Below are 26,537 nucleotides of genomic sequence, written 5' to 3'. Positions count from 1 at the left end.
ATGCTGATTATACAACTGGAAACGTACCCCCATCGACCAAGATATTTGCTCCGGTAATGTAACCAGCACCGTCTGATACCAAAAAATCAACCGTATGAGCAATTTCTTCAGGTTCTGCCAATCTGTTCATAGGTACCCCACCAAGGCCAGCCATTACCTGTTGTTCTGCTTCCGTTTTGGTTTTTCCTATAGAACTTGCGTAGCTTTCCAAAAAAGATTCCATAGCTTCTGTCCTGACCATTCCAGGAGAAACCGTATTTACCCGGATACCTTCTTTGGAAACTTCGTTAGCAAGCGTTTTACTATAAGCATTTAAAGCGGACTTCATCACTCCGTAGGAAAAATTGGATTCGTACAAAGGAATCTTTCCGTTTATTGAAGAAATATGAATAACAACACCAGATTTCTTTTCCATCATCTGAGACACAATAACTTTATCTAGTCTTATAGCGGCCATCAGATTGAGCTCGATATCTCTATTCCAATCTTCATCACTAAGCATCTTAAAGCCTCCAGCTGGAGACGAAGTACCTCCAACATTATTAATCAAGATATCCGGTATACCATATTCCGCTATTATTTTGGATGATAGCGCAGCTATATCGCTATTATTTGTTAAGTCTGCAGCTATAAAATGATGTTTAATGTCTGTATCGGGTGATTTCCTTGCTGTAACAACAACTAATGCACCATTAGAAGCCAACTTGTCTGCAATGGCTTTTCCAATACCTTTTGTTCCTCCGGTTACTAAAGCTACTTTACCAGATAGTGTTTCTGTTTTTTTCATGATTGATTATTTATTAATATTGAAACATTTGTTTCAGATATGAGTAAAAAAAATTATGCTTGTTTTATCACAGGATCACGCAGAATAGTCTGTAGGTGTTGTTGGCTCTGTCCTTGTTCAAAATTTGTTAGATGAATTTCATGATGCATCCCTGATTTTTTTAAACCTTCATCCGAAGCAAATTGCTGAAGCACGGGTAGTGTTTGCAGTTCTTCGGCAAAAGGACCTAAATGAAGAATCTGGACGCATGTTCCAGCGGTATAGTTAAAAAGTTCAAAATCCTCGACCATAAAGATATCTTTTCTATTGCGTGCTATTTCAACAATATTTTCCGCAGTAATATAATCTGTGATTCGAATAGCAATACGATAATGAAGTAAGCTTAGATCAAGAGTAGTATAGAAATTTCCAATATTTACATCTGCCCTCTCTTCTTCATCAAACCAGTAAAATATTTCCACTATACGGCTAGTAAATGAACAGGCTGTTAAATCATATTTGAGCTCTAATGCATGAACAAATTCTTTGATTGCCTGTTTTTTTTGATAAAAGACAGCGGTACCGGGACTTCCCTGTCCTCGAACTGAAACGTAGCTAGCCTGCCCTATTTCCACTATTTCAGGCTTTTCAGATGCCGTAAAATAAGTACTGTATTCTTTTGATATATTCATAATTGTAAAACAATTGTTTCAGATTAAAACAAATAAAATCATTGACTTATTTGTTTGATTAAAAATGTTGCCATATTTTTGATTCGTGTTTTGTCCTTATGGATAATAAATGATTCATGCCAACCGCTAAAATGATTTATAATATAATCCGTTAGCATTGCGGCATCTTGGTGTATCCTGATTTCTCCGCTATCAATTGCCTTTTTGACTAAGTTGTATAAAAGATTATAAGTAAAATCATTATCCGCTTTTATAACTTTCTGTACCTGCTCATCATGCGTAGCAACTTCAAAAGTTGTTTTAATCGCCAAACAGCTATTCGGATCATTTGTTATCGCATACACTGAAGATTGAATAAATTTTTCAATTGCCTTCAGCGGTGATTTGATAATTTCTAACTGCTTTACTGCAGCTTTCATTCTAGATTCTGTATAATGTTTAATACTTCTTACAAAAAGTTCGTGTTTGTCACCGATAGTATTATAAAGACTACTACTATTGATACCCATCGCTTCAGTTAGATCTCTCATCGTAGTACCATTATACCCTTTTTTCCAAAAGACATCCATTGCCTTGGATACTGCTAACTGCTCATCAAATTCAATATTTCTTGCCATAATAGATTACAAAGATAATTATTTTCTGAAACATTCATTTCAGAAATTGTCTAATTATTATCATTTTGACAATCTTAGATTTTCTATTCTGTAGCTTTTCTCTATTTTTCAGTATTTATACGCTCAATTCTGTAAGCTTTTCTTATATGCAGAAGGAGAATAAGTGGTTTTCTTTTTAAAAAGCTTATTGAAGGACTGTGGTTGTTCAAAACCTAAACGATAGGCAATTTCAGCTATGGTTAACGCGTCTTTTGCCAGATATTCTTTTGCTTTTTCTATCACTTTTTCATGGATAAATTGTTGCGTGTTTAATCCGATCAGGTTTCGCAACAGATCACTCAGGTAGCGCGGGCTAACATTCATTTTCTGTGCTATATCTTTAACTGATGGTAATCCTGTAATCACTGACCTGTCCTCATTAAAGTAGTCTTGCAACTGCAATTCTAATCGACTTAGAATATCATTGTTAATTACTTTTCTCGTCAGAAACTGACGATCATAGAAACGATTGGCATAATTGAGCAATAATTCAATCTGAGAAATAATAACATCTTGACTGAATTTATCAATACGTTCATTCAGTTCATCTTGTATAAATGAATAAATGTCAAGAATCGTTACCTTCTCTTTTTCAGATAGATATAATGCTTCAGCAGCTGCGTAGCTAAAATATCCATACTGTTTAATATTCGAATTTAGCGCATAGTGGGTTAATAAATCCGGATGAAAATGCAGGGTCATACCTTCATAATTAGCTTCTTCATCTTGCATCTTCAATAATTGTCCAGGAGCGATGAAAGACATACCTCCTTCTTCAAAATCGTAGTAGCCTTGACCGTACTTCAGTTTTCCAGAAAAACTGGTTTTGAATGAGATTTTATAAAAGTTCAGAATAATACCCTGTTCGAAATCCTTTGGATCAAACTGTGCATCACCATAGTTCATGATACTGACAAGAGGATGCGAAGGAACCGGTTGGCCCATGGCTTTATGTAACTGAGATAAAGAATTAAATACGACCGGCAGTTTTTTCATAAGACAAATTTAAGAAATTTATAAAAGTAAATCCTGTCCCAGTCCAAGGTATTGCTGAAACAGGAAAATACAGAACCTGTTTAAAATATGAACTGGGAACGGATCTTTTCGAACTGACCCTCAGGCGTTAAATCAAGTCGCTCGTTATAAAGTTGGATCGCATCATCCCCAGCAATATAGCGCATCTGATCCTTCTCATCAATCGCCGCCTCATAGATCACCTCAGCAACAGCTGTTGCTTTTGAGTAATTTGCAACCTGATCTTCACTATAGCCTTCACTTACTTTCGATATTAATTCACTATATGCAGTATGCATCGCACCATGCAAAGATCTTCCTGCAAAGTCGGTTTGCATGCCCCCCGGAGCAACTACTTTTACTTTAATTCCAAACTGCGCCAATTCATATGCCAATCCCTCTGAAAATCCGTCAACTGCAAATTTAGTAGCATTGTAAATGGAACAGGTAGGATATCCTAATAAACCAAACGTACTGGTCACATTAATAAATGTGCCTCTTTTTCTTTCTCTAAAAAACGTAACAAAGGCTTTTGTTACGTGAATTACACCACCTAAGTTCGTCTGGATCTGCGTCTGGATCTGCTCATCTGTAAAAGCTTCTAATGGGCCGATGAGCCCATATCCGGCATTGTTCAAGACCACATCAATTTCATGGATTTTCAAGACCTCTGAGATAGTTTTTTTAATTTTTACCATATCCATAACGTCCAATTGCACGACAAATACATTCGGAAGTTCCGTTAATTCTTTTTCTTCTTCAGGTTTTCGCATCGTTGCAATTACCTTCCATCCATTCTTCTGAAATAATTTAGCAGCTGCTTTTCCTAATCCCGACGAAGCTCCCGTAATAAAAATTGTTTTTTGCATGGTCTTTTGTTTTAATTGTACCATACAAAATTGAACATTCCGTAATATCTTAAATGCGCCAAAAATCATAAATTGTTAGCCAAAATGACATCTTAGCATGTACGGTTTCATTTATGGGACATTTTATTTATCTGGAAGTAACTTTCAGATTCCTGAAAAATCCTTCAGTGCCTATATCGACAAAAAGCCCTAAAGATCCGGATTGATCAGCACCCATTTTTAGATCGCTTACAATTAAGTATGGTTGCTTCGAGCCATTAATAAATAATTTGGCTTGATTACCATTTACCTCAATCTTTAGTTTTATCCATTTATCAAGCGCTATTGGCGCATAAGATTCATATTGTCCCGGAGCGGTTGCTCTGGAATGTGTGAACTTAAAATTAGGATAAGAAAAATACTGAATGGTGCGGTTTCTTCTCAGCTGGTCGTCTGCTGTACTATTGGTAGGGCGTACGTAAATGCTTTCAAATTTTGAATCATCTTTATTGATACGGAAAGCAAGACCTATGAAACCTCTGGCGTGTGCTGGTGCATCAGGAAGCAAACGTGACAGCACATCCACCTCGATCACGCCATTTTTAAAATTGAAATCATTGATCTTAACATAAGTTGCTTCATCATCTTCTTTGACTGCGGCAGACTTCACTACCCGTACAGCTTTTTTACCGTTAATTTGTGTAATCGACATTGACGTCTGTACAGCAGTTAAACGATCCTCATCTAGCTTAATCTGCTGTGCCGTAGCTTTAGTCATCGAAAATACTGTAAAAACTAATATAAGCACAAATACCATGCGCTTAACAATAGGAGTTTTAATCTGCTGTGTTCTATTCTTTATCATATTTGAAACGTTGTTTTCGTTACGACAATGCATTAAGACACAAAATTAAATAGTTCTTACGGATACTACCCATAAACTAGTTTAAGAAATAATCTGAAACGAACTCAGATCTAATATGAAAAGATGACTATTTACCAACACTTTTTTTTCGGATCTTACTTAGAAATTCCGAAGTAATCCCTAAATAAGAAGCAATCTGTGTATTGGGTAAACGATTGATCAGATGTGGATATTGCTTTAAGAACGCCTCATAGCGGTCATCGGCTGTAGAGCTAATATTTTGTAATATCCGATTTTGGTAATCGATCAATTTCCGCTCGGTAATGATTCTAAAATTACGGTCGAATTTATGGTAATTGATATATAAGTAAAGCAGATCTTCATGCTTTATCTGGATGACAGTTGAAGGTTCAATCGCTTCAATATACAATTTGCTGGGTGATTGGTCGTAAAAACTTTGAAAATCCGTTATCCAATCATCCTCAGCTGCAAACTGAAGATTATGCTCCCGGAAATTGGAATCAACGGCAAACATCCGAAAACATCCAGACACAACAAAAGAATAGTGCTGACAGACCTCACCCTCCTGTAATAAATATTGCTTACGCTTGATTACCCTCGATGTAAAAAGTCTTTCAATTTCTTCTTGTTCAGTATTATTAAGATGAAAAAATTGCTTAAAATGATCTATCAATCTAACAAATAGCTGTTCTGTATGTGGCTGTTCCAATTAATTCGCATTTAGTATACGTAAATATATCATTTCTAGATGAACAACCTCCAGCATATTGCACTTACAATCATCTATCTGCTATATATTTTTTTGATAGTATAGTTCAAAGTCCTTGTAGACTGCATCTTTGACGAATCAATAATTTACCAAAATCTCTTTCGGTATTTATTGATTCATAAAAGGGACCATACTTTCCCACACTGCAGGAAAATTGGCAATAAATGCCGGGTGCGGTGCATTGGGTATAATACTTAACTGCGCATGTGGAATCATGTGGTACGCATCTAACACAGTATGAAGTGGTGCGTTCTGATCCTTCTCCCCTGCCATAATCAAAACTGGACAGGAAATCTTTTCGAAAATTGGACTTCCAATAGTTAAACCATTATAATAACGATTAACACTTTTTAGCCATTGTTCCGTTGTGTTGGGATTGGGTCTCAAAGCCAATTGCTGTTTCCAGAATTGCGTGTCCATAGCAGAAAGTCTTTCGAGGGTCATATCAAATGATCTGAATCCCTGTTTCCATTCTCCGGCACCAATCGCAATAAGCTTACTAATTTTTTCAGGATAATGCTTAGCAAAATAGTATCCGGTGTAAGCGCCATCACTAAAACCCAGTACTATTACTTTATCTTCGGTTACTTCCTGAATAACAGCAGCGACATCATCCGCTTTCTGCTCATAACTAGGAATAACCGAACCTGTTTCGGACTTACCATGCCCACGTGTAGCAATAGCAATAACCTGATAATTGCGCGATAAACTATCGATAAACTGACCCATTTCAAGAGCAGATCCAACAATCCCTCCATGTAAAACAACAATGGGTTTACCTTTTCCATAGAGCTCATAATAAATTTTAGCATCTCCAGACTGAACATAATGTCCCGCTACAGCATTATTTCCGTATGTGATCTGACTACTTGTACCTTCACCCTGCATAAAATAACGCATATCGTTTGCAACTTGTGCATAGGATGATCCCAGAAAGCATAGCGAAATGCAAGCTGTCAGAATAATATGTTTTAGAAATTTTCTATTCATTTTAGTTGTATTGTAGTTCCATTATTTAATAAAGTTGATATTATTGCGATCTGTGTATTTAAGCGTAAAAACACTATTTTGCAAGTCTAATTCCCGTAAACTGCCAACGCTGGCTTGCATGGAAAAAATTGCGGTAGGTATTTCGGCTATGCCCTTTGGGTGTCGCAAGAGATGCTCCGCGCAATACCATCTGATTGATCATAAATTTTCCATTGTACTCACCCACTGCACCGGCCTCTTTCTTGAATCCTGGATAAGGAAGATAAGCACTACCGGTCCATTCCCATCGCTGCCCCCAGTTAAAATGTTCTGATGCGATTTCCCATTCTGCTTCTGTAGGCAAACGAAATCCTTTCCAGGCAGCATAGGCAGAAGCCTCATAAAAATTGATATGGCAAACGGCTTCATCCATTTTAACTTCTTCCAGACCATTACAAGTATAGTTCATCCATTTTCCGTCTATAAAATGCCAGTATAAAGGAGCTGCGGTTTCGGTTTGCTTAACCCAGTCCCATCCCTCTGCATGCCAGTATCTAAAATCATGATAACCATTATCTTCCATGAATTCCCGATATTCCGCATTTGTAACAAGTGCACTGGCTATTTCAAAATCATTGAGATATACCTGATGCCGCCCCTTTTCATTGTCAAAACAGAAGCTTTCTTTATAAAATCCTATTTCATAAACTCCAGCATTAATTTTAATCATCGAAGCCGGATCTTGATTGGTTGGGTATAAATTAATTTCCTGACTATATGCTGGAAACAACGGATTATGGCCCAGTATAAATTTTATATCTGTTAACAAAAGTTCCTGATGCTGCTGTTCATGGTTGAGCCCCAATTCCACCAGATCTTCCAAAGCAGCTGTCATACAATCACTTTCTAAAAATAATTGCATCTTGCTGTCTACATAAGTTCTGTACCGGTATATATCTTCAACAGAAGGACGACTCAAATTACCACGATCTGTCCGGATCACTCTGGCACCGATCGTTTCATAGTAACTATTGAATACAAAGTTATACTGAGGATCAAATGGTTTATAATCCGGAAAGTTTGGCTGCAGTATAAAGGTTTCAAAGAACCAGGTTGTATGTCCCAGATGCCACTTCGGTGGACTTACGTCGCCGATGGGCTGTACAACATAATCTTCAATTTGAAGCGGTGTACAAATAGAAACACTATGTTTGCGTACCGCTGAATACCGTGATTTTAGAGTTAATAAACGATCTGTCTTTCGTATTGTCATAATTACAAATGGATTAAAGTTAGATTACTTGCCAAACGGCATCTAAAAACCAATGGTTGTCATCCGTTATTTCACGCATACTTTTAAAACCAGTATCGTGAGCAAGTTGTTTGATTTCAGATGAAGAGAATTTCTGTGAAATTTCCATATGTATCAGCTCATCCCGATAAAATGATAGAGTATGCCCTTCAATTTGGACCATCTGATCATGGAGACTTATCAAAAAACTTCTACAGGCACCTGTCACAGGATCATAGGTTTGATAATGCTGAAATTGCTTTAGATCAAAATCAGCTCCAAGCTCACGATTTATACGCGACAAGAGATTGAGATTAAAAGCAGCAGTAATACCCGCTTTATCATTATAGGCTTCTAATATTGTATGTGGATTTTTCTTCAGGTCAAATCCAATTAAGATAATATCACCTTTAGCAAGCTTTCTATTTAGTTGTTTACAAAATTCATGCGCTTCTGCTAACTCCATATTACCAATATTACTGCCCAGAAAAAGAACAACCTTCTTACGTTTCGAAAGGCGTTGCGCCTCCTCAAGCATATCAAAGTATTCACCTTGTAGACAGGTAATTTTCAGTAAAGGCATTGCTCCTTTTAGCTTATTATCTAAAACCGTTAAGATATTTTTGGAAATATCGATCGGCATATAAGAAAAGTCGGCATTACTATCTATCAGATATTGCAACAGGTAGGATGACTTCGTGGCATCACCGGCACCAAGTTCAATCAGATCAAAAGGTTCTCCATGTGTTGAAATCGCTGCGGCGAGTTCGGCAGTCTTGCTACGGAATACATCCATTTCACATCTCGTCAGATAATATTCTGGCATATCCATGATACGCTGAAACAGCTTATCGCCAAAAGAATCATAAAAATATTTTGATGGAAGCCGTTTAGGATTACCCGTTAAACCCGCGATAATTTCCGCCTGAAACTTTTCTTCGGCGCCTTTACCAGTAACATGATATTTATTTTGTATTGCACTAGATAACTCCATTTTCAAAAATTTTTAAATATTTAGACCAGTACAACTATTTTACCGCCACCTGCGTTACTTTCCATAAAAACATGCGCATCCACAATTTCTTCAAATTGAAAAACTCGTTTAATAACAGGAGCAATCAAACCCTTTTCAATATCATCAACAAACGTCTGAAAATGTTGACCGTCTACGCGAAACTGCCCACTGTCATAAATAGTTAAGTTTACCGTTGCTGGAATAAATTCCATTGGAGCAAAATCGGGTATAGACCATTCTTCAGAAAGCATCCCTGTCATACACACGGTTCCTCCTAGTTTAACGCATTGTAAAGAATCTTTTAAAGTCCCAGCACCAACGAGTTCCAGCACCTTGTCAATTTCAGGTAGACCATTAACTTTCATGGCTAAGTTCCCGTCATCGATCAGGACCAGGTCGGCACCATGATCCAAAAGAAATTTTTCTTTATCAGGATTTCGTGTGGTAGATACCACATGCAGTCCATATGCCTTGGCAAGCTGAGCAGCAAGAAGCCCTACAGAGGAGGTTCCCCCACGGATTAAAAGCGTTTCTCCACTTTGTATTTTAAGCGCAGCGTGTAAAGAACCATAAGCGGTCTGAAACATTTCTGGAAGTGCCCCAAGTAATTGCCATGGAAGCTTACTTTCAAATGGAGTAATAATGGACAACGGCAAAACTGCATATGTAGCATAGCTGCCATCAAAATCACGTCCCATACCCCCCATAAATGCCGCCACCTGTTGCCCCCTCCTTAATTGGCCGGAAGGATCATGTTCAACCTCTCCTACACATTCAATTCCTAACACACGTGGTAATAAAACATCGGGAGAGAGTCCTTTCCGCGTCATCAATTCAGAGCGGTTCAATCCAAAAGCCTTCACCTTTATTAAAACATGACCAGGATTTACCCCAGGTAAGGGTTGATCCACCTGTTTTAAATTTTCGGCAGCACCGGTCTGATATAAAACAATTGCCTTCATCCTGTGCGAACTATATAGTGAGGCTTGGACTATTATTAAAAATATAACGGTATATTTTCCAGCTATTTTCTTCTTTTCGCAAAACAAATAAATCACGGGTCTGTTTCATCACAGCATCATTCGTAGCGCTTTGTTTCTTACTGGTTTTTGCTGTCACCGATACAAATGCAAAATTTTCTTCCACCTCAATTTTTTCAATGGTGTATTCAATCTTAAAATCAGTTTTCCTAAGAAAATTTGATGATTTTTCGGGAGATAGGTCTTGTTTCGTTAATGTTTTAAAACCCTCGGGCATGAACAGCCCCTCTTCAGAATAGAACGCCGCAATTGATGCTGTCTGTGCATCATTGATTGCAAGGGCATATCCCTTTAATACTTCGGCGATTTGGTTTTCTATTTGGTTTTCCATAGCGGATATATTTATATTTAAACTCTAATAATACCGGATATGATTAATATCCGGGTTTTTTGTAAAGATCATCTAGGTGCGGAATTATCTCTTTGTTATAAACCTCCTGCATCCATTTATCTTCAGATACTTCATCAATTCTAATTGATACAGCATCATCTGGTTTTCCTGTAACACTAATGATTACTTTTGTAATCTCTGCGGCAAGTTTTACTTTTTGTTCCTCCGAATCTGCAGGATACATTTTAACAACTACGTGTGGCATATATATTTTCTTTTAAAGTTTTAATAAATCATTTATCAACTGTACTATTAAGATCGAAGCATGTAATATAGGTTCATCTCTCAGCTTCCGATCTACTTCTACAAAAGTGAGAACAAAAAAGAACCTAAACCCATAAACTAGTTTAAGAAATAACCTTAAACTAGTTCAAGAAGTTTTGTGCTTTCTTCATATAATTACAGGAGCAAGCAACAGACAAGCATGCTCCTGTAATTATCATTTCTTCCTCATTCTTCCCAGTAACCGACTGGTCACATAACTGACTACAGTCCCGACAACAGCCATTAAGGCAGTATGTAGCACATCACCAATAGAAAAGCTTGCCCAAATCGAACAGAGTGTCCCGCCTAAAGTACCGATGCGGATATCATTGCCTTTCATCCCTTGCCTCCTTTTCTTTCTCTGATAAGGTCGGCTCTGGTGGAGGCGGCTCCTCCTCTACTTTTTTCTTTTTATCATCCAGCACGGTCTCCACCACACCAAGACCCAGAGCGATATATTTTATAATGTTTAATGCCTTTCCTGGCAATTTAATCGGAGCCAGCAAAACCACTTGCAACGCCGCACTTATTTTTTGAATTATATTTTTCATTTGTTTAATATTAGAAGGTTAGAAAATAGTTAGTAAGTGAGTGAGTTAGTAAATTAGAACTTCGTCACTGGTCACTCCGTCACTATGTTACTTCTTCACTAGTCACTGCGTCACTATTTAATAACCAAGTACACCTCATCCCCTTTGTCCCACATTTCGTAGACTAAAGCCTTCAGTTTCGCCAATGCTTTTCCGCTGAAATCACCTTTACCTTCACCTGTTAAAGTTGTTACCGGAGCGATACACCCTAAGAGTTCCTTTAGCGCATCATTTGCAGCATGAATCAGGATCGCTTCTCGTCCTAATACATGCGGAATACCGATCTGCTCCCCATGTCTTGGGTAACGCCGCTTTTCCAGTTTGTACTGACCTATCGGGATACAGCTTATTCGGGGGATATTGTTACGATCTGGGAGTTCAATGGTATGACAGATGAGCTCACCTTTATAGGTAATAGTTCCATTCGTTCCCTTAGCTCCATGAATCCGTTGGAGCAACAGGATATGTTTTGTTTTCATTTTGTTGAATATCCTAAATATTGAGAACGGGAATATCTGCTTCCCAAACGGTCACTGGCCATGAGATATAGATGTAGGCCGTCGTCCTGAAAACCTTTTGGCAGCTGAACGATTATCTTTCCTTCCTGTCGGTGCCAGATCTGCTGATTCACAAAAGCATAACCTTTGTCCACCTGATAAGCACAAAGTGTAAGACAATCATCTCCAGCACTAAAGTCTGAAGGAAACCAGTTGTGCAGCACTTCGATACGATCGGAAGAACGTTCGATCTGCTCTACCCGAATAGTTGCCAGTGCACCCTCACTTAACATGACCTCTGACGGATCAACCTGAGGTTGACCATCCGTTATCTTTATTGCGGCATGTAGCACATGCCCGAGTGCCAAAGCTGACGTAACCGATTTTTTACGTTTAGCCTTTTCGGCAAAACCTTTTTTGATCACTCCTTTCAGCGGAGTCAAAAAAGCAACAGCCATTTTAAATGCAGTCCTTACGCTCTCCTGCGCAGGACTAACGATTCTTTTTGCCATATTTTAAAATACCTTAGAAAAAAGGGTCAGACCGGATAGGCCTGACCCAGGGTTTTAATTAGTTAAGTAATACCTCTCCCAGATATACACTTTTTGATACTCTTGTTTTAGATCTATTGGCTAAAAACATCCAGGTATGCACGATACCTATCTGGAGGTGTTCTGAAATAATAAAGCTGATCTCCCCACTTGCCCGAGTACTCGGAGCCGGTGAAGACATGAACTCATCTTTTTCAGGATGATATGCCAGCACGAAGACCATATCATCTCCAAAAGTCTCAAAAGTATCGTTGGCAGTCGGATCCCAGGTGAAAGTAAGCTCACCTGCGGCGTGCGCGACGGCCACTGTGCCACCGCCATATAACGTACCATCGGATATACTGACCTTGGAGTAATCCAAGGAATAGGCCGGATACGCACCCGTAATGGCCTGCTTCAGATTAAACTGAAAAGCCGCATTGATCGGAGTTAAACGTTCTGTATTTTTACGGCCAAAACCGATTTTCAAAAACATATTGATGGGAAGAAGAAACCGCATCAATGTTCTGAATTTTTCCTGTTGCATCATCTGCAATTCCGAAGCGGGCTTTGATCTCTTTTTATAAAGTCCCTTTATGTAATTGATACTTTTCCAACTACTTCCTATTACTGAGCCAGCTTTACCTTTAAAACCTCCATTTGCTCCATTTACGATTGTTCCCATATTTTTTTAAATTAAAATCAACCTTGTTTTATACCGGTACTATCGATTGACATAACAAACATAAAACACTAAAAAACAATTACAAATAGATGTGTAATGATAGACCGATCAGTGACCGAACAGCATCGGGTTTTTGACCGATAAGGTGCCGAGCTGAACAAAACTTGAGGCTAAAATGAGTGCAAAATTCACTTAAAAACAGAGACATCAACAGGTAATTAATTCCTAACCAATTCCACCATTTTATCGGCTCGGCCTCGGGTGCGCTTCGAGATTTCATGCATGTCCGCCGATGAAATCCCGAAGCCAGGTCGAAGAAAACTGAAGTAAAAGCAGAAGTTGGTTATAAGAAAATAAGAATCAAATCACTCTGAAAGATGTGTACAATTTTCAAAAAATTCGTCCCTCCAAAAGAGAGGGACGAATTGCAAAATGTAGTTCAGAATAGCAAAAGATCGGGCGATCCTTTACTGCGATCCACGGTAACTATTCCGCAGACGCTCCACATCCACATCGCGGTAATAGCGCTTGTTTCGGGTGCGTTTGGCAACGCAGATATACCCGTCCCGTTGAAGTCGATAAAGGGTTTCTGTCGAAATACCCACGTAAGATTTGACATAGTCCGCATCGCGTAGCAGCACGTTGTCCTCCTCCACCTGCTCCCGGAGATCAAGATATGCCGCAAGCTTACGCTTGGTCGCCAGGAGCTCCAACAAAATTAATTTTTGGGCATAGGAATACCCCGGGCTTATGAGAAAGCCCCTTAAATAGCGATTTTTACGCATAGTTATATATTTAGGTTTATAAAAGTAATCCCATCAATTCATACTGTACAGTCGTTTTAGTCCCACATCACTCACTTTAAGCTGCAGATCCGGTCGGTCCGGCAATACGAACGTTTTATCAACTATCTTTGTTGTAAAATCCGTATTGACAATAAAACCGCGGTGTACCCTTACGAAGGTTCTCTTTGGCACAAGCTGTTCAGCCTGTTCCATCGTAAGGCGGTACTCAAAGTCCTCCTCTGCTTGACGTAAATGAAAGATGACATAATTTTTGATAGACGCAATCGCGACCACATCACTGAATTTAATAAAACGGTCTGTGTTTTTAAATTTGAACCACTGTCCACTCGGTTCTATTTCCAAATCAATCTTAACCGTGATATTTTTCTGCTCCAGGGCGCGCTTAAAGGCAATATATAAATCCGGAAAACTGACAGGTTTGATCAGATAATCTGCAGCAGCTATTTTAATGCCCTTATAACTATATTTTTCTGTTTTGGTGTACAGAATAACTGGCGGTCTTTTATCAACAGGCAAAGTAAGATAAAGGTCCAGTCCAGACATGTCGGGCATTTCAACGTCCAACAATAAGACATCAGGAGGATTGTCAATTATTGCATTAAAACCATCAATGGCTTTCGTATAGCTCTTAACTTCTCCCATCTGCGGAATTCCCCTTAATGCTTTTTCAGCTTTTCTAATATCGAATAAATCATCATCGATAATCATGACATCATATTTGGCCATTCTATTAAGATTTAAAGGTTAGTTTAATAACAAAGTATTTTTGATCATCAAGAGCATATTCCAGTTCAATAAACTGGTTATTCATCTGCTCATACAGCCTGTTAACAAGCTGTAATCCTTTACCTGTGCCATGTTGCAGATCTGCCGAGGCGATACAATTTTTGATCTGGAGCTGCATCCCCTGAGAAACCTTTGTCCAACGGATGACAATCGGTTCAACCGGATCACAGGGACTATAAGCAATGGCATTTTCAATCCAGGTCATCAATGACAGCGTTGGAACAGATCTATTCCACATCGCCTGATCCAGCAATTCATCACCTTCGACAATAAAACTGCGGTCCGTGCTATAAGAAACCAAAAGCATTAAGTAATGCCATTCCTCTTTCAAAGGGACCAGTACTGTAGGCTTAGCTATTTTATCGGTCACATACTGAAAGAAATCCAGGCTTTCGCTCTGAACAGATTTCCGCTGCATGCGGACAATATTGTACAGCCGTCTCATAAAATGACCCGACAGCAATTGGACGTCCGACATGCTGTGCAGCTGTGCCTGTACTTTTTTGGAAAGCGCGTTCGTATAGAAATGTGCCCATGCAAAATAATCGGCAGCCACGATCGCAACAAAAAAAAGTAGACCACCATTAATGCGGGAAAGTAGCTCGGTTCTATGTTCCGGTTTCCAGGCGGTGGTAAATCCTTTGAAAAATAGCGGTACCAGATCATAATAATAGTACTTGACACACCTATACGTTATCCCCACGAACAGTATAAGTAACAACCACCATAAAAACCATAACCTACCCTTTGTAAGCGCCATTCGGTAACAGGTATACATTGTGGAAAAAAATAGCATAAAAGGTAATACATAGAGGGTAAAAGTCAGTGGCGTAAAAAGATGGAGCTTACCGAAATTGACAATTGTCAGTCCCAGCAGTAAGATTACCAGACAGATAGCCATACGCTTCAAAAGACTATGCTGGATTGATGTTAGGTTTGATTGAATATTCATTCTATAAAAAGGTTAACTCAAACATAATAATTAACTGTCGGTAAAACAAGAAGCTACTTCAAAAAATTGTCTGTTCTTTACGTCAAATAAATATTTTTTACGGTTATATTCGAACGGTGCCAGCCAGCTTCCCTTTGCCGTAATACCTTTTTTATCAATAGCGGCCTGCCCATTATACTGATGTATAAAAGCCCAGTTTTCCCAATAAATCCAGCCTTGATTCATCATCTGGTGAAATGCCATCTGTAGAGCAGAAAATGCGCGTATCATCAATTCTTCTGACGATCCGTATGCGGTATCCATAATATTCATAAAAGGTGTTATTTTCCATTGGACAGGGTTATTTGCCCGCTTCATATATGTGCAGTGGACAGGAATTTCGAAACGGCACGCCAGTTTAAAAATATTGGTCCGCCAGTAGAAAAAGTGGCTTCCAAAAGGAACAGCCAGCTTGTGTTCACCGATACCCTCCTCTGCTTTTCCCACCCCTTCATCAGCATCCAGGAACATCAGCACCAAGCGTTTATTTTTAATGGCCCGCAAGATATTTCGGAGTGAATTTGCCTGGTTTGCATCAATACATTCCAATTGGTCTTGTAACAGTCCAGCATCTTCCAGTTCCGATCTGTAATAGTTAAGTTCTCGTTCCAATACAGCCCCGGATACCAATAAAGTGACCTGATAGCCCATTTGCACCAGCAATTTGGGTAACAGGCGGTATGGACCATAGTGAAAAGTGATCAAGATGCCAGTGATATCGACCCGTTCGATGCCGGACTTATTCAATTCACACAGCCTTTTTAAAGGGAATTCACGGTATAGTGTTTCAAAATTATCTCGGTTGTTGATCCATGTGGTATAATGCTCCCATAATATTGAAACCGGTTTGTCCTGAAAAAACTGCTGGACATTTGCCAGCCACATCAACCGGTGTAGATTTTGTTTTTCTTGTATTTTCATATCGTTTATAGCATATGGATAGCATCATTCAAAGAACCAGAGAGAAGACAGCTTCTCTCTGGCTCGGGAAAGTATTTCTCCTAACTAAAATGAAGAAGGCCAGCACTTATCGCTGTCTAAATCAATTAGTGGAGTATCTTCAGTAAAAAGCTCAAAGATTGAACTTCCTTCAAAGACTACCGGCTCGATTTTTTGAATTTCGATTTCCATAATTGTCTATTTCGTTTACGACCTATAACCATCCGGGTCAGGTCAATCCCGTTGCCTTAATGAGGCAGTTATTTCTCCTTTTTGCTGGCCAGCAGAACAAATATGAAATTTGCTTTCTAAATAAAAAATAATTGGGAAATATTGCTTTATCGAGGGATAAAACGATATTTCATCCAAATACCCTCGCTAAATGTTTGGATTCATACCTCCATCAAGGTGATTCGTCCCTACATATGCCTTTATTTCCCAATAATTGATTTTGCAAACATCGTTTAATAAATTGTGGGTCTATTTTATGCTCAATACCAGCCAATACTTAATTATGAAGAAAAGTAAAGAAGAGATTTTAGCCAGTTTTTTAAAAGACATTCATGGAGAATGGATATCTGCTATCCCTGAATTGACGGATGCATTTGCAGAGATCCGCTTTGTGAAGGGCGAGTACCTCACCAATAACTGGGGCGAGCTCTACCTCATTGCAGAAGGTATATTTGGAAAGTATGAAAAGACATGTCCGGTACGGTATGCCATCAGTGGTGAATCGCTGATGATCCCCAACCATAGTCACAATTTTCAGTTTATCGCATTGAGTGACTGTAGCACCTACATGACCACAAGGAAACAGCTATATACGATAAATGCGAAAAACCCAAAGCTTTTCCCGATCTACGCCAGCCTGATGGACAAACAGCAACAGTATCTCGATTATCGGGCAAAACTGCTTTCATTGCCCAATCCCGATAAGTATGATTTTGTATTTGACAAATATCCGGATATACGCCAGTATATTAAACATAAAGAATTAGCCCAGTTTATGGGGATCAGTGAAGAGTTGCTTCGTCGACTTATACGCGAAAGAGAATAGGCATTTTCCCAATAATTTGGGTTTTTATGCCCAATAATTTGGGCATAAAAACCCAAAACATAGTGTCCAAATTCCCAAAATATAACAAAAAATGATCCTGAAATTTGTAATAGCAGATCGGATGAAATAATGAATCGTCCTGTAAAACACGAAAATAATTGTATCCGTACCATTTTTTCCGATCTGCTCACTAAAAAACAAATTTATGAAACAGTACAAGAAAAAATTTGCGCCCTTCCCCAGAGGCGGGTGAGACCCGCAAACAGGAAATCAGTTGACAGGAGTTAACTATTCCGCTACATGGATAGGAGAAACATTCACAACGCAAATAAATGGAACATATCATCAACAACAAGGGCAACAAGATACACCAGGCAACATCCACAAAAAACGGTAGTTTAATCCGTCGGAGTGCACGGTGGATCAAGCCTTGCATACCTGCTTTGATTATTTATGGCTATGCTTTCTTATATTTCTATACAGGAATTGCGAAACTGCAAATTATCGCGGAATTTATCCGGGGAAACAGCAAAATCCCTTACTTAGGGAAATATGCTGAACTGATTGGCTGGGGCATTCCTTCCTTGGAAATCTTGCTGGCTGTACTATTGATCATCCCGATATACAAGATAAAGCGTTTTGCCCTATATGCATCTACCTTTTTGATGGGCATATTCGCACTTTATCTGATCCTAATGGTCGCTTTTGTTGAAAAAAAACTCTGTAATTGCGGAGGTGTGATCGAATCCATGGGCTGGAGAACACATATTATCTTTAATGTGGTCTGGTTTATCGCCGGAATCTATGCCCTAAAAAAAACAAAAATTATAAACAATTAAAACTAAAGGTATGAAAACCTCATTAAAAAATTTCACAAAAGTGCTACTTGGAGTAGCTGTATTAGGCGGTGCGGCATTAACGCAATCATTTACAAAATCATTAACTCCACCAAGCGGAGATTATGTATTGATCGATGGAACTTGGGAACCGAAGTCCAATCATCCATTAGGAGAATGTTTAGACGTCCCATCTGAAACATGTTCTTATGACAAAATTGGTAGTGCTCCAGGATCAATGAATGATGAATTTAGAAATCCTGCAAATTTTCAAAGTGTCGATCAAGGCCAGTTTGACCCTAATGAGTAAAACTTTGATTAAATTTTGATTTAAGGCGCTTGAAATTATCAAGCGCCTTTTTTCTACCGTAATTTTTCAATTAATGCTTTAAATGCAGCATCATTTATTTTATTACCGACTCTTGGAACTTGAGTCTCAACAATACGCATTTCCCTATCTATAATTACTTGTCTTGGATAAGACATTACATTAAAGAATGTTATAAGAGGATGCAAGGATTTCTTACCCATTGTATATAAACTGATGTCAGATTTATCGGTATAATCTCCGTTATTAACGGATTGTCTCCATTGTTCAAAATTTCCATCTATAGAAACGTTAATAAAAATCAGATCTTTTATATTTTGCAATTCAGCTTTTATCGGTTTCATATTTTCATGTAAAACCCGGCAATTTCCACAACCTGTGTACCAGAAATCGAGAATTATAATCTTTCCATAAAAATTAGATAGATGAATAAGATTTCCTGAGGTATCCTGCAATTGAAAATTTGGAATAACTGCTCCATATTCAATATTTTTCAAAAAATTTTGAATTGTCGTTTTGTATTTGATTTCAGAAATCTGGCTCAAGATTTCCTTATGTTTCACACTATTTATTTTAGAATAGTTTCGATAAAAATAACGGTATAACACACGGTCTGCAAATGGTATGTCGATTGGAAAATGAACAAATTCTTGCTCGTATAATTTACCTAACCAATCTTTGTATTTCATTCTTGACATAGAATACAATTGTAGCTCGTTTGCATGAATAATGACATTCTCAGTCACCTCATTCAATCGGGTATTTCGGCGAGAATAAATCTCCAGTAGCGAAGATTTCTCTTCGCTCAATTTCATATATTTGTGGCTCAGTCTATAAAATTTCATGTAAAGATGTTTCAGTATAGTTTGCTCTGTTTTACCGATAACATTAAGTTTTATTAAATCATATACTGATTGGCTTAACAAACCCTTATATAAATCTAAAACATATAATTGGCTATCTCGTTTTGCATAATTATAGCTTAAATTAGATGCTAAAATGTTATAAACATCTGTAGACAGTTTTCCTTGATTTGGTAAGTAGTTCGTATCATTTAAACTCTTGTCCAAAAAGAAAGCTTTTTCTATTTTGGAAAGTTGATATTGTAATTTGAACTTTTCTGAACCCCTGCCGCTAAAAGTCAAGTCATTTATACCATCATCCCAAACAATAATCTGGTCGCCTGGGCATATGAGATAATCAAATAATAAAAGATTTTTGGAATTTCTTCCCTTTTCATCTTTAATTGTAATGTATCGATAAGACATCGTTGAATCAAAGTCAATTGTAAAGCTATCACCTTTCCTAGATGCCTTATTCTTTTGCAAAGGAGTGAAATTAAAAAACTCAAAATTATCTTCAATCCAGTAACAATTAAGTTCCATTAATTCGTTATTTGTCTCTGTTTTTACAGTAACTGTTGCAGACTGTGCAAATAAATTTCCACAACCAAGCATAAGTAAGCCAAAAAATATCCAAAAATTTAAATGTAGCGTTTTCATTATCATTATTTAAATGTTATAATTGATTCTTGTGGGATAATTGGAAATGTATAACGCGAATCATTTGGTGGTAATAAATATTCTTTACCAGCGAGTCTTCTCACCAGTGTCTTAGCATATTTAGGATCTTTATTAAGCCTCCTCAAATCTTCCCAACGGCAACTTCCCGTGAAAACCAATTCCTTTTTTCTTTCTTCTAGAATTCGTTCGAGAACACCTTCTCGAGATTCATTAAGAGGAACTATAAAACTATTATATCGATTGTTACAAAGGATATTCAACTGTTCAGCTCCATCTTGCCCATTGCCAGTTCTCGCAAGACATTCCGATTTTATTAATATCATTTCATTGGTCGATAGACCTGAAAAAAGGCCAACAGTTCCTGTATATCGCCCTTTAAATGATTTTGTACCATCAGGGTTAATTCTAAAAAATGCTGCTTTTCGGAGATCATTATCTTGATAATGAGAAAAGAAAACCTCGTTCACTCTTAGGTTTCCAAAAGACAGTAATGTATAACTAATGGGACTGGCATAAAAAACCACCTCTTTGTTTCCGACATCCATTGTAGGAAACGGTAAAGTAACCGCCGTATTTAAGCTTGAAAAGTTCAGGAGATCTCCTTTATTTTTAAGGTATTCATTCGCATAGCTCAATGCTAGTTCATACTTTTCCATGTTTAAATAAATTTTAGCAAGCATGGCTAACGCAGCAAGTTTGGAAGGTCTAGTTTTTTGCACTGGATCAATAGGCAATAATTCTAAAGAGGATTTTAGATCATCAACAACTTGCTCATAACAAGCCTCTACACTAAAAAACCTATCAGCATGATCAATATCTGATACATGTCGAATTGGGATTAAACAATTCTCATTAGCTCCTTCCTTATATGGGGGAGCATACAGCTGAAGCAGTTGATAATAATGGAAGCCGCGAAAAAATAGAGCTGAACCACGCACATTGTTTTTTTCAGCGCTAGATGATGCCTCATTAGCGGTACCTTCTAATGCTATATTTGCGTATGCTATAGCCCTATATGGCACAGTCCAGTCCCCAGTTCCGACACCAATTGACCCTTCATAAATATCTGACTTCCAGATATAAGCATTGCGCTCAGATGGATTACCACCTGTCAATGCTATATTTTCAAGTAAATGAATGTTATCTGCTGCTATAAGACCAAGCCCCGAGGTTGTGTTCATCACTGTCGTATTATCCAATAATGATTGATAGTCATCCAAACTTTTTAGTATGACATCACTATTTTTTGATTTTACATCCAGCCAGTTATCTATCTTTTTACAAGAATAGCAGAAAAACAGGCAGAAAAAATAAATGAGATATTTCATAATTTGAATTTTTAAATTAGAACTGGATACGAGCACCAAGTGAGTAACTGGTTGGTATTGGATATAAACCGAAATAATCGTTAACATCAGGATCTATACCTACTTTATTCTTACGCCATAAGATTCCAGGGTTGTCTATGTAAGAATAAAAATCTACTGTAAATCGTGAAAATTTCATCTGGTATGACAAGGAAATATCCTGTAAACGAATATGATCACCTGATAAAACTAAGGCTTCCGAATTTTGGTAAAATGTATTACGGCTTGCATTAACAGGATAGACCAATGCAGGCATCGATGTTTCTTTATTTGGATTCTGAGGATCAAATGCCAACATAAAATCTGCATTTGGCATCGAAAGTACCTCGTTTAAATTAGTACTACTACTTTTCTTTCTGATATAGAAACCAGACTTAAGAAGAATATTAGCTGAAAGTGACCACTTTCGGTATGAAAAAGTATTGCGCAATGAACCAAACAACGTAGGCCTACTACTTCCATGATAGTTAACATTATCCATGGTATTACTGGCAATAATACCTACATAATCTTTAGATTCAACTCCATTTAAATAGCCCATAGGATCTCCATTTTCATCCAGTCCAGATGACCGGTAACTATATACGCCATAAAGCGAATTACCCTCTTTAATGTATAGACCATAGCGTGCAGGTCCGTCAACAGCGGACGAATTAGATACCAAATACCTTGTTGGATATTCCTCATCAAAAGAAAGAACCTTATCCTTGATCAAACTTAATAGATATACGGTACTCCAATTAAACTTACCTTTTGTATTTATACTCGCTAATTGTATATCCATCCCCCTATTACGGACCGAAGCAGAATTACCTTTGTAACTATTAAAACCTGAGGAAGGTCGAAGCAAGATCTCCTGTATAAGATCCATTCCATCTTTTTGGAAGAGCTCTATCGAACCCGAAATACGATTTCCTTTGGAAGCAAACTGCATTGATAAGTTAATATTGCGGACTTGCTCCCACCTTAACAATGGATTGGGAGGATTTTGAATGGTAGCTTGTCGAAAACCATTAACTGTGTTCCTATTAAAGCTTGCAATAAGGTAAGCAGATTGATTATATGAATTTCCATTATAACCATACGTAAACCGAAGCTTTAATGTTGGCAACAACGTTGATTTATAAAAATCTTCTTTTGAAATGTCATATAAAAGTCCGACCGACCACAGTGGTACAAATTTATCATTGGTCTTTACTCCATATAAATTAGCACCATCTTTTCGAGCTGAGGCGGATAATGTATACCGTTCTCGAAATTGGTAAGCACCATTAAAGAAATAAGAAACGGAACGGCGAGTCACTTCACTAATATTTCCAACACCATCATCAATCAGCTGTGATCCTAATCCATTCGGATTAATTGGATAGTATTGATTAAAGTTTAGATTGCTTAAAATCGTTCCAGTCTCGTGATCATAGCCATAATACCGACCTGAGTGAGCTGTAATAATTGTCGATTTCATTTCAGCACCCAATAAAGCATTTAATTGATGCTTGTCTGACCATCTTTTATTCATAGCGCTATTAATCCGAAAATTATAAGCTTCTAACCTATCTCGAGTATGATCAAGTATATCCGCATCGGGTATAGGATAAGTAAAATTTGTACCATTCACTTGCGTATAGCGATTGACTAAATTTCTGACATAATAGCTATTCTTATTCTTCAAATCTTCATACTCACTCTGCTGACGTTCATATTGAAAGAGGGAGGCGAATGACAACCAATTCAAAGGAGCATACATTAATTGACCATTTAAAATTGTATGCAACCGCTTAGCATGGGTATCTTTGAGCTCTTTCTCTTCTAATGGGCGAAGTGACCAGTCTTTAAAGCCTTTGCTTTCCATTTCTCGTAGATAGCTGTCTCGATAACCACTTGGTACAATGAACGGAATATCATCCTCACCTGTGTATGCAATATAGGGATAGGGTGAACTGTAGCTGTAACCATATTGTTCTGTCATATTGGTCACTGATACCGATGGAGAAAAAGTTAGATTTTGTAATAACTTAAACTGCGGAGATATATTCATTGTCCATCTTTTTAGACCACTCTTTTGAACGACTTCTCGATTATCATTGTAGCCAACAGAAAAATAATTGCTAAATTTTTCTCCTCCAGAGCGAATTCCAAACGCATATTGGTTCTTCACTGAAGTTTGGTAAAAGTTTTCTAAAGTCTCATTTCGACTATCTATCTTAGCAAACCCTTCTTCTGCAAGCTTAAGTATATTTTCATCTATATCACCCGATCGGTGTTGATCTAACAATTCAACATAAGGACTTACTAAAGGAAAAGTTGTGTTATTGGATAACAAATCATTATAAAAACCTTTATCAAAAAGCTGACGCTCAACAGTTATAAATTCGGCACTAGGAATAAAATTTCGGCTATATTTCAAGTTAGGTTTTGTTCCAATTGTGGTTGAAGTATTAAAGTCAATCTTTGTTTGTTCTCTAAACGCAGCTTTTTTGGTCGTTATCACAATGACACCATTCCCTGAACGTGCACCCCAAATAGAAGCTGCTGCAGCATCACGTAATACCGTTATGCTTTCAATATCATTAGGATTGATTTGATCTAAACTACCTTCAAAAGGAAAATTATCTAGAATAATAAGAGGGTCAGCACTTACATCATTATCTATAGTTGATCGCCCGCGTATAGACACACCAGTCTGCTCATTGGGTGGTAATAAACCTCCTGCTCCACCAGAAGATCGATTAAAGTTAACACCGCTCGTCACTCCTTCCAATCGATCAAGTATATTCGTACTGACTCTCCTATTCAAAAGCTCGTTATCAATCTGCACAAAACTCCCTGTTGCTCGTTCTTTGGGTATCTTCTGGTATCCGGTAGATACTACCTCCACTTCATCAAGTTGGTTATCTTCAGGTATCAATTTTACAGTCATTGATACTCCTGCGGTATAATTGAGTATTTGGCTTTTAAAACCGATGGAAGAGAATCCAATCTTACCTTTTTTATTAGTGACTGTCAGTTGAAATCTTCCATCTTTGGAGGTTTTAACCTGTAAGTTTGCGTCATCGATTCGGACAGATACTCCTTGTAGTGTTAAACCATCAGTGGAAGAAACAACTACACCATTAAGCTCATATTTTACCTGCCCATTCACCCCGCTGTCCTTGCGGGGTGTCTGAGCTGATAAACATAAACTATGAAATACTGCAATGATCATGATACAGGATATCGCAATTACTTTAATAGACTTTAATAAGCACAAGAGCAGATTAAAGACATGTAGCATTGGAGAAAGCAGGATGCATAGCACTAGCTTCCAATGTGTTTTTATATATGAAATCGTAGATCGATCATGCTCTTGTAGAGCGTAATCATTTCTAACGTTTTCACTTTTTAGTATAGAACTTTTCAATGTGTTTATATTTTGGTTTGTTTTAGATTGAAGACCAAAAAATAACGCTGGATTTGGGACAATAAATTTCCTTTGGGGTAGCACATAGCTCTCCTCATTGCAAGTTTTTTGCATGATTCTAAGTTTATACTGAGAGTGAATCAGGAGCTAAAAATTAGGCAATAAGCCCCCTGTTCAACTTTCAATAGTTAAAAAATAAAATGAAAAAAATGCAATTTTAAGTCTTCGTCAACGGTTATAATATGGTATTCAGGATTGCATTATATGGGTTAAACAATAAGAACCGACTTTACTCTATTAGCGTATTACGATAAAAAAGTAACAACAATAATTTGCTTTACTGCTAGAAAAGTGTAATTTTAAGGTGCTATACTTTAAATTACTGGCTAATTCTAGTTCGATTACACAAGCAATTGTTTACCAATAGAATAAAAGTCGGAAACATAAACCATTTTTGGATGGTAATTAGCTTATATTGACTTCTAAAGAACTAGGTATTTTTAATTATTAATTTGGTGTATACCCCGTACTTAATTATTAATTACCTCGACCTTTTGATTTGGCATACGCTACTCCTCGCCTATTTTGGCTTTATGTTTAAATTTTAGCAGCTTATTGAGGCGCACAAAACTTGTTCTTTAAAATTTGTGATTGGATGAACCGATGACCGTGATTCTGAATCAGGTCTAATGTGGTTCTTTGACTGGTTTTGAATTGTATCATCATAATCTTAAAAGGTTATGTGAACAATATTGATCTCGAAGAAAACTCACCTCAAAAAACAAGGGGTGATTCACACTTTAGGCCCGAGGGTGACTAGCCCTTTGTCTAAGTCTACGCGAGACTCTTGACTCAACCTCCTAAAGCTAACGTGAACCACCCACATGCTTTTATATAAAGAATTACAAATGTAATAAACTTTTTTGAGCATGGGGCGATTGCACGGTTCTCTCGAAGGAATTAGTCGTTTCGGGTCGAGATACATCGTTCACAGAGGCAAATGCCTATGTTTTTTTAATCGCTTAATCAAAAATACAAATAACTATTTAAAGTACCAAACATATGGTACATAAAAAATTTAATATGCAACAAATATTTGAAACAAGTGCGATCTTTAGAATAGAATATGAGCTTATCATAAACATCCAAGATTTTAGAGAAAAACGTGGATGGTCACAAAGGGTTCTAAGTGCGAAAATGGGCTTAGCTGAAGCATTTGTAGGTAAATGTGAATCTTTAGATCAACCTGAAAAATATAACTTAAGACATTTAGGAATTCTAAAAGAAGTTTTCGGTTTCAAAAGTTTAGATGAATTTTTCCCAGATGGAATTCCTGAAGATGAGCAAATCATTGTATGGTATAAAAAAGAACCAAAGAAGAAGGCTGACGGCACCGATTCTAAGCTAATGGATAATGTGGTTGTAGAAATAGTTGTTGTCGACGGTAAAACAAAAGCAGAGGTTAATAAAGAGAATAATAGATAATTTTTTATGATATACTTCCTTTGTGACACTAATATCTGGATTTATCAACCGAACAGTCAAAACCCTCTTTCTAAGAATAAGGATGAAGGTCATACTGAAAAACTCTATAGAGATAT

Annotated in this window: 29 protein-coding genes; 4 read left to right on the top strand and 25 right to left on the bottom strand. The window is 37.5% G+C overall.

The genetic code is table 11. The features are described 5' to 3' along the window. Positions 1-7 precede the first annotated feature (7 nt). The 22 genes from HCX49_RS06035 to HCX49_RS25665 form a co-directional block, all read right to left on the bottom strand. Positions 8-787, bottom strand: a complete 780-nt coding sequence (locus tag HCX49_RS06035) for an SDR family oxidoreductase (RefSeq protein ID WP_168126507.1) — start codon at positions 785-787, stop codon at positions 8-10. Between the two features lie 53 nt (positions 788-840). Then, positions 841-1,458 (bottom strand): hypothetical protein, encoded by a 618-nt coding sequence (locus HCX49_RS06030; protein ID WP_021191734.1) that lies wholly within the window; start codon positions 1,456-1,458, stop codon positions 841-843. A 38-nt stretch (positions 1,459-1,496) separates the two neighbouring features. Further along, positions 1,497-2,075: a TetR/AcrR family transcriptional regulator gene (locus HCX49_RS06025; protein WP_021191733.1), complete on the bottom strand. Its 579-nt coding sequence runs from the start codon at positions 2,073-2,075 to the stop codon at positions 1,497-1,499. A 123-nt stretch (positions 2,076-2,198) separates the two neighbouring features. Further along, entirely contained in the window at positions 2,199-3,110 is a 912-nt protein-coding gene (locus tag HCX49_RS06020) for a helix-turn-helix domain-containing protein (protein ID WP_021191732.1), read from the bottom strand. A gap of 80 nt (positions 3,111-3,190) precedes the next feature. Continuing rightward, the gene (locus tag HCX49_RS06015) at positions 3,191-3,997 is read right to left on the bottom strand and encodes an SDR family oxidoreductase (protein WP_168126506.1); all 807 of its coding nucleotides are present in this window, start codon (positions 3,995-3,997) and stop codon (positions 3,191-3,193) included. Positions 3,998-4,124: 127 nt separating this feature from the next. Further along, complete coding sequence (locus HCX49_RS06010) at positions 4,125-4,841, bottom strand: hypothetical protein (protein ID WP_206368262.1); 717 nt, start codon at positions 4,839-4,841, stop codon at positions 4,125-4,127. 127 nt (positions 4,842-4,968) lie between these two features. Further along, positions 4,969-5,571 (bottom strand): Crp/Fnr family transcriptional regulator, encoded by a 603-nt coding sequence (locus HCX49_RS06005; protein WP_237682724.1) that lies wholly within the window; start codon positions 5,569-5,571, stop codon positions 4,969-4,971. A 168-nt stretch (positions 5,572-5,739) separates the two neighbouring features. Further along, complete coding sequence (locus HCX49_RS06000) at positions 5,740-6,621, bottom strand: alpha/beta fold hydrolase (RefSeq protein ID WP_132767989.1); 882 nt, start codon at positions 6,619-6,621, stop codon at positions 5,740-5,742. 73 nt (positions 6,622-6,694) lie between these two features. Beyond that, positions 6,695-7,873, bottom strand: coding sequence for an ergothioneine biosynthesis protein EgtB (gene egtB, locus HCX49_RS05995; protein ID WP_168126505.1), 1,179 nt, complete (start codon positions 7,871-7,873; stop codon positions 6,695-6,697). Between the two features lie 19 nt (positions 7,874-7,892). Further along, entirely contained in the window at positions 7,893-8,885 is a 993-nt protein-coding gene (egtD, locus tag HCX49_RS05990) for an L-histidine N(alpha)-methyltransferase (RefSeq protein WP_132767985.1), read from the bottom strand. Positions 8,886-8,905: 20 nt separating this feature from the next. Beyond that, positions 8,906-9,868, bottom strand: coding sequence for a zinc-binding alcohol dehydrogenase family protein (locus HCX49_RS05985; RefSeq protein WP_168126504.1), 963 nt, complete (start codon positions 9,866-9,868; stop codon positions 8,906-8,908). Between the two features lie 10 nt (positions 9,869-9,878). Further along, positions 9,879-10,277, bottom strand: a complete 399-nt coding sequence (locus tag HCX49_RS05980; RefSeq protein WP_168126503.1) for a YybH family protein — start codon at positions 10,275-10,277, stop codon at positions 9,879-9,881. A gap of 43 nt (positions 10,278-10,320) precedes the next feature. Beyond that, positions 10,321-10,542, bottom strand: coding sequence for a tautomerase family protein (locus tag HCX49_RS05975; RefSeq protein WP_168126502.1), 222 nt, complete (start codon positions 10,540-10,542; stop codon positions 10,321-10,323). A gap of 385 nt (positions 10,543-10,927) precedes the next feature. Further along, the gene (locus HCX49_RS05970) at positions 10,928-11,152 is read right to left on the bottom strand and encodes a hypothetical protein (RefSeq protein ID WP_168126501.1); all 225 of its coding nucleotides are present in this window, start codon (positions 11,150-11,152) and stop codon (positions 10,928-10,930) included. A gap of 113 nt (positions 11,153-11,265) precedes the next feature. After that, positions 11,266-11,670 carry a DUF5675 family protein gene (locus tag HCX49_RS05965; RefSeq protein WP_168126500.1) on the bottom strand — a complete coding sequence of 135 codons (405 nt, stop codon included), beginning with the start codon at positions 11,668-11,670 and terminating at the stop codon, positions 11,266-11,268. Then, positions 11,667-12,200, bottom strand: a complete 534-nt coding sequence (locus tag HCX49_RS05960) for a DUF6266 family protein (RefSeq protein ID WP_168126499.1) — start codon at positions 12,198-12,200, stop codon at positions 11,667-11,669. Before HCX49_RS05960 ends, HCX49_RS05965 begins: the two co-directional genes overlap by 4 nt. 58 nt (positions 12,201-12,258) lie before the next feature. Further along, entirely contained in the window at positions 12,259-12,903 is a 645-nt protein-coding gene (locus HCX49_RS05955) for a DUF6266 family protein (RefSeq protein ID WP_168126498.1), read from the bottom strand. Positions 12,904-13,370: 467 nt separating this feature from the next. Continuing rightward, a complete protein-coding gene (locus HCX49_RS05950; RefSeq protein ID WP_168126497.1) occupies positions 13,371-13,688 on the bottom strand; it encodes a hypothetical protein in 318 nt (105 codons plus the stop codon). A 33-nt stretch (positions 13,689-13,721) separates the two neighbouring features. Next, the gene (locus HCX49_RS05945; RefSeq protein ID WP_168126496.1) at positions 13,722-14,435 is read right to left on the bottom strand and encodes a LytR/AlgR family response regulator transcription factor; all 714 of its coding nucleotides are present in this window, start codon (positions 14,433-14,435) and stop codon (positions 13,722-13,724) included. Between the two features lie 4 nt (positions 14,436-14,439). After that, the gene (locus tag HCX49_RS05940; protein WP_168126495.1) at positions 14,440-15,447 is read right to left on the bottom strand and encodes a hypothetical protein; all 1,008 of its coding nucleotides are present in this window, start codon (positions 15,445-15,447) and stop codon (positions 14,440-14,442) included. Positions 15,448-15,477: 30 nt separating this feature from the next. Then, a complete protein-coding gene (locus tag HCX49_RS05935) occupies positions 15,478-16,407 on the bottom strand; it encodes a hypothetical protein (protein ID WP_168126494.1) in 930 nt (309 codons plus the stop codon). A gap of 84 nt (positions 16,408-16,491) precedes the next feature. Then, the gene (locus HCX49_RS25665; RefSeq protein ID WP_262887324.1) at positions 16,492-16,617 is read right to left on the bottom strand and encodes a hypothetical protein; all 126 of its coding nucleotides are present in this window, start codon (positions 16,615-16,617) and stop codon (positions 16,492-16,494) included. A 322-nt stretch (positions 16,618-16,939) separates the two neighbouring features. Here HCX49_RS25665 and HCX49_RS05930 point away from each other — a divergent pair, with 322 nt between their 5' ends. The 3 genes from HCX49_RS05930 (at position 16,940) to HCX49_RS05920 (ending at position 18,628) form a co-directional block, all read left to right on the top strand. Beyond that, on the top strand, positions 16,940-17,482 hold the full coding sequence (locus HCX49_RS05930) for a hypothetical protein (protein WP_168126493.1): 543 nt from the start codon (positions 16,940-16,942) through the stop codon (positions 17,480-17,482). A gap of 332 nt (positions 17,483-17,814) precedes the next feature. Further along, the gene (locus tag HCX49_RS05925; protein ID WP_168126492.1) at positions 17,815-18,321 is read left to right on the top strand and encodes a MauE/DoxX family redox-associated membrane protein; all 507 of its coding nucleotides are present in this window, start codon (positions 17,815-17,817) and stop codon (positions 18,319-18,321) included. A 10-nt stretch (positions 18,322-18,331) separates the two neighbouring features. After that, on the top strand, positions 18,332-18,628 hold the full coding sequence (locus HCX49_RS05920; RefSeq protein WP_168126491.1) for a hypothetical protein: 297 nt from the start codon (positions 18,332-18,334) through the stop codon (positions 18,626-18,628). A gap of 53 nt (positions 18,629-18,681) precedes the next feature. On the opposite strand, the gene HCX49_RS05915 is transcribed toward HCX49_RS05920, so the two are convergent. Genes HCX49_RS05915 through HCX49_RS05905 form a run of 3 tightly spaced genes read right to left on the bottom strand, consistent with a single transcriptional unit; the run spans position 18,682 to position 25,050 of the window. Beyond that, positions 18,682-20,148, bottom strand: a complete 1,467-nt coding sequence (locus HCX49_RS05915) for a TlpA family protein disulfide reductase (protein WP_168126490.1) — start codon at positions 20,146-20,148, stop codon at positions 18,682-18,684. 5 nt (positions 20,149-20,153) lie between these two features. Further along, positions 20,154-21,497, bottom strand: coding sequence for a RagB/SusD family nutrient uptake outer membrane protein (locus tag HCX49_RS05910; protein WP_168126489.1), 1,344 nt, complete (start codon positions 21,495-21,497; stop codon positions 20,154-20,156). A 16-nt stretch (positions 21,498-21,513) separates the two neighbouring features. Continuing rightward, positions 21,514-25,050 carry a SusC/RagA family TonB-linked outer membrane protein gene (locus HCX49_RS05905; RefSeq protein WP_168126488.1) on the bottom strand — a complete coding sequence of 1,179 codons (3,537 nt, stop codon included), beginning with the start codon at positions 25,048-25,050 and terminating at the stop codon, positions 21,514-21,516. A 969-nt stretch (positions 25,051-26,019) separates the two neighbouring features. Between HCX49_RS05905 and HCX49_RS05900 the strand changes: the two genes are divergently transcribed. Next, positions 26,020-26,421 carry an XRE family transcriptional regulator gene (locus HCX49_RS05900; RefSeq protein ID WP_168126487.1) on the top strand — a complete coding sequence of 134 codons (402 nt, stop codon included), beginning with the start codon at positions 26,020-26,022 and terminating at the stop codon, positions 26,419-26,421. Positions 26,422-26,537 lie beyond the last annotated feature (116 nt).

It is taken from the genome of Sphingobacterium sp. B16(2022), assembly GCF_012030425.1.
Classification (GTDB): domain Bacteria; phylum Bacteroidota; class Bacteroidia; order Sphingobacteriales; family Sphingobacteriaceae; genus Sphingobacterium; species Sphingobacterium anhuiense.
This window is presented reverse-complemented; position numbering and strand designations above follow the sequence as displayed.

What these genes read in the sequence shown, in the direction of transcription:
- HCX49_RS06035 (WP_168126507.1), bottom strand. Translation starts at nt 787, where the DNA reads ATGAAAAAAACAGAAACACTATCTGGTAAAGTAGCTTTAGTAACCGGA.
- HCX49_RS06030 (WP_021191734.1), bottom strand. Translation starts at nt 1,458, where the DNA reads ATGAATATATCAAAAGAATACAGTACTTATTTTACGGCATCTGAAAAG.
- HCX49_RS06025 (WP_021191733.1), bottom strand. Translation starts at nt 2,075, where the DNA reads ATGGCAAGAAATATTGAATTTGATGAGCAGTTAGCAGTATCCAAGGCA.
- HCX49_RS06020 (WP_021191732.1), bottom strand. Translation starts at nt 3,110, where the DNA reads ATGAAAAAACTGCCGGTCGTATTTAATTCTTTATCTCAGTTACATAAA.
- HCX49_RS06015 (WP_168126506.1), bottom strand. Translation starts at nt 3,997, where the DNA reads ATGCAAAAAACAATTTTTATTACGGGAGCTTCGTCGGGATTAGGAAAA.
- HCX49_RS06010 (WP_206368262.1), bottom strand. Translation starts at nt 4,841, where the DNA reads ATGATAAAGAATAGAACACAGCAGATTAAAACTCCTATTGTTAAGCGC.
- HCX49_RS06000 (WP_132767989.1), bottom strand. Translation starts at nt 6,621, where the DNA reads ATGAATAGAAAATTTCTAAAACATATTATTCTGACAGCTTGCATTTCG.
- egtB (WP_168126505.1), bottom strand. Translation starts at nt 7,873, where the DNA reads ATGACAATACGAAAGACAGATCGTTTATTAACTCTAAAATCACGGTAT.
- egtD (WP_132767985.1), bottom strand. Translation starts at nt 8,885, where the DNA reads ATGGAGTTATCTAGTGCAATACAAAATAAATATCATGTTACTGGTAAA.
- HCX49_RS05985 (WP_168126504.1), bottom strand. Translation starts at nt 9,868, where the DNA reads ATGAAGGCAATTGTTTTATATCAGACCGGTGCTGCCGAAAATTTAAAA.
- HCX49_RS05980 (WP_168126503.1), bottom strand. Translation starts at nt 10,277, where the DNA reads ATGGAAAACCAAATAGAAAACCAAATCGCCGAAGTATTAAAGGGATAT.
- HCX49_RS05975 (WP_168126502.1), bottom strand. Translation starts at nt 10,542, where the DNA reads ATGCCACACGTAGTTGTTAAAATGTATCCTGCAGATTCGGAGGAACAA.
- HCX49_RS05970 (WP_168126501.1), bottom strand. Translation starts at nt 11,152, where the DNA reads ATGAAAAATATAATTCAAAAAATAAGTGCGGCGTTGCAAGTGGTTTTG.
- HCX49_RS05965 (WP_168126500.1), bottom strand. Translation starts at nt 11,670, where the DNA reads ATGAAAACAAAACATATCCTGTTGCTCCAACGGATTCATGGAGCTAAG.
- HCX49_RS05960 (WP_168126499.1), bottom strand. Translation starts at nt 12,200, where the DNA reads ATGGCAAAAAGAATCGTTAGTCCTGCGCAGGAGAGCGTAAGGACTGCA.
- HCX49_RS05955 (WP_168126498.1), bottom strand. Translation starts at nt 12,903, where the DNA reads ATGGGAACAATCGTAAATGGAGCAAATGGAGGTTTTAAAGGTAAAGCT.
- HCX49_RS05950 (WP_168126497.1), bottom strand. Translation starts at nt 13,688, where the DNA reads ATGCGTAAAAATCGCTATTTAAGGGGCTTTCTCATAAGCCCGGGGTAT.
- HCX49_RS05945 (WP_168126496.1), bottom strand. Translation starts at nt 14,435, where the DNA reads ATGGCCAAATATGATGTCATGATTATCGATGATGATTTATTCGATATT.
- HCX49_RS05940 (WP_168126495.1), bottom strand. Translation starts at nt 15,447, where the DNA reads ATGAATATTCAATCAAACCTAACATCAATCCAGCATAGTCTTTTGAAG.
- HCX49_RS05935 (WP_168126494.1), bottom strand. Translation starts at nt 16,407, where the DNA reads ATGAAAATACAAGAAAAACAAAATCTACACCGGTTGATGTGGCTGGCA.
- HCX49_RS25665 (WP_262887324.1), bottom strand. Translation starts at nt 16,617, where the DNA reads ATGGAAATCGAAATTCAAAAAATCGAGCCGGTAGTCTTTGAAGGAAGT.
- HCX49_RS05930 (WP_168126493.1), top strand. Translation starts at nt 16,940, where the DNA reads ATGAAGAAAAGTAAAGAAGAGATTTTAGCCAGTTTTTTAAAAGACATT.
- HCX49_RS05925 (WP_168126492.1), top strand. Translation starts at nt 17,815, where the DNA reads ATGGAACATATCATCAACAACAAGGGCAACAAGATACACCAGGCAACA.
- HCX49_RS05920 (WP_168126491.1), top strand. Translation starts at nt 18,332, where the DNA reads ATGAAAACCTCATTAAAAAATTTCACAAAAGTGCTACTTGGAGTAGCT.
- HCX49_RS05915 (WP_168126490.1), bottom strand. Translation starts at nt 20,148, where the DNA reads ATGAAAACGCTACATTTAAATTTTTGGATATTTTTTGGCTTACTTATG.
- HCX49_RS05910 (WP_168126489.1), bottom strand. Translation starts at nt 21,497, where the DNA reads ATGAAATATCTCATTTATTTTTTCTGCCTGTTTTTCTGCTATTCTTGT.
- HCX49_RS05905 (WP_168126488.1), bottom strand. Translation starts at nt 25,050, where the DNA reads ATGCAAAAAACTTGCAATGAGGAGAGCTATGTGCTACCCCAAAGGAAA.
- HCX49_RS05900 (WP_168126487.1), top strand. Translation starts at nt 26,020, where the DNA reads ATGCAACAAATATTTGAAACAAGTGCGATCTTTAGAATAGAATATGAG.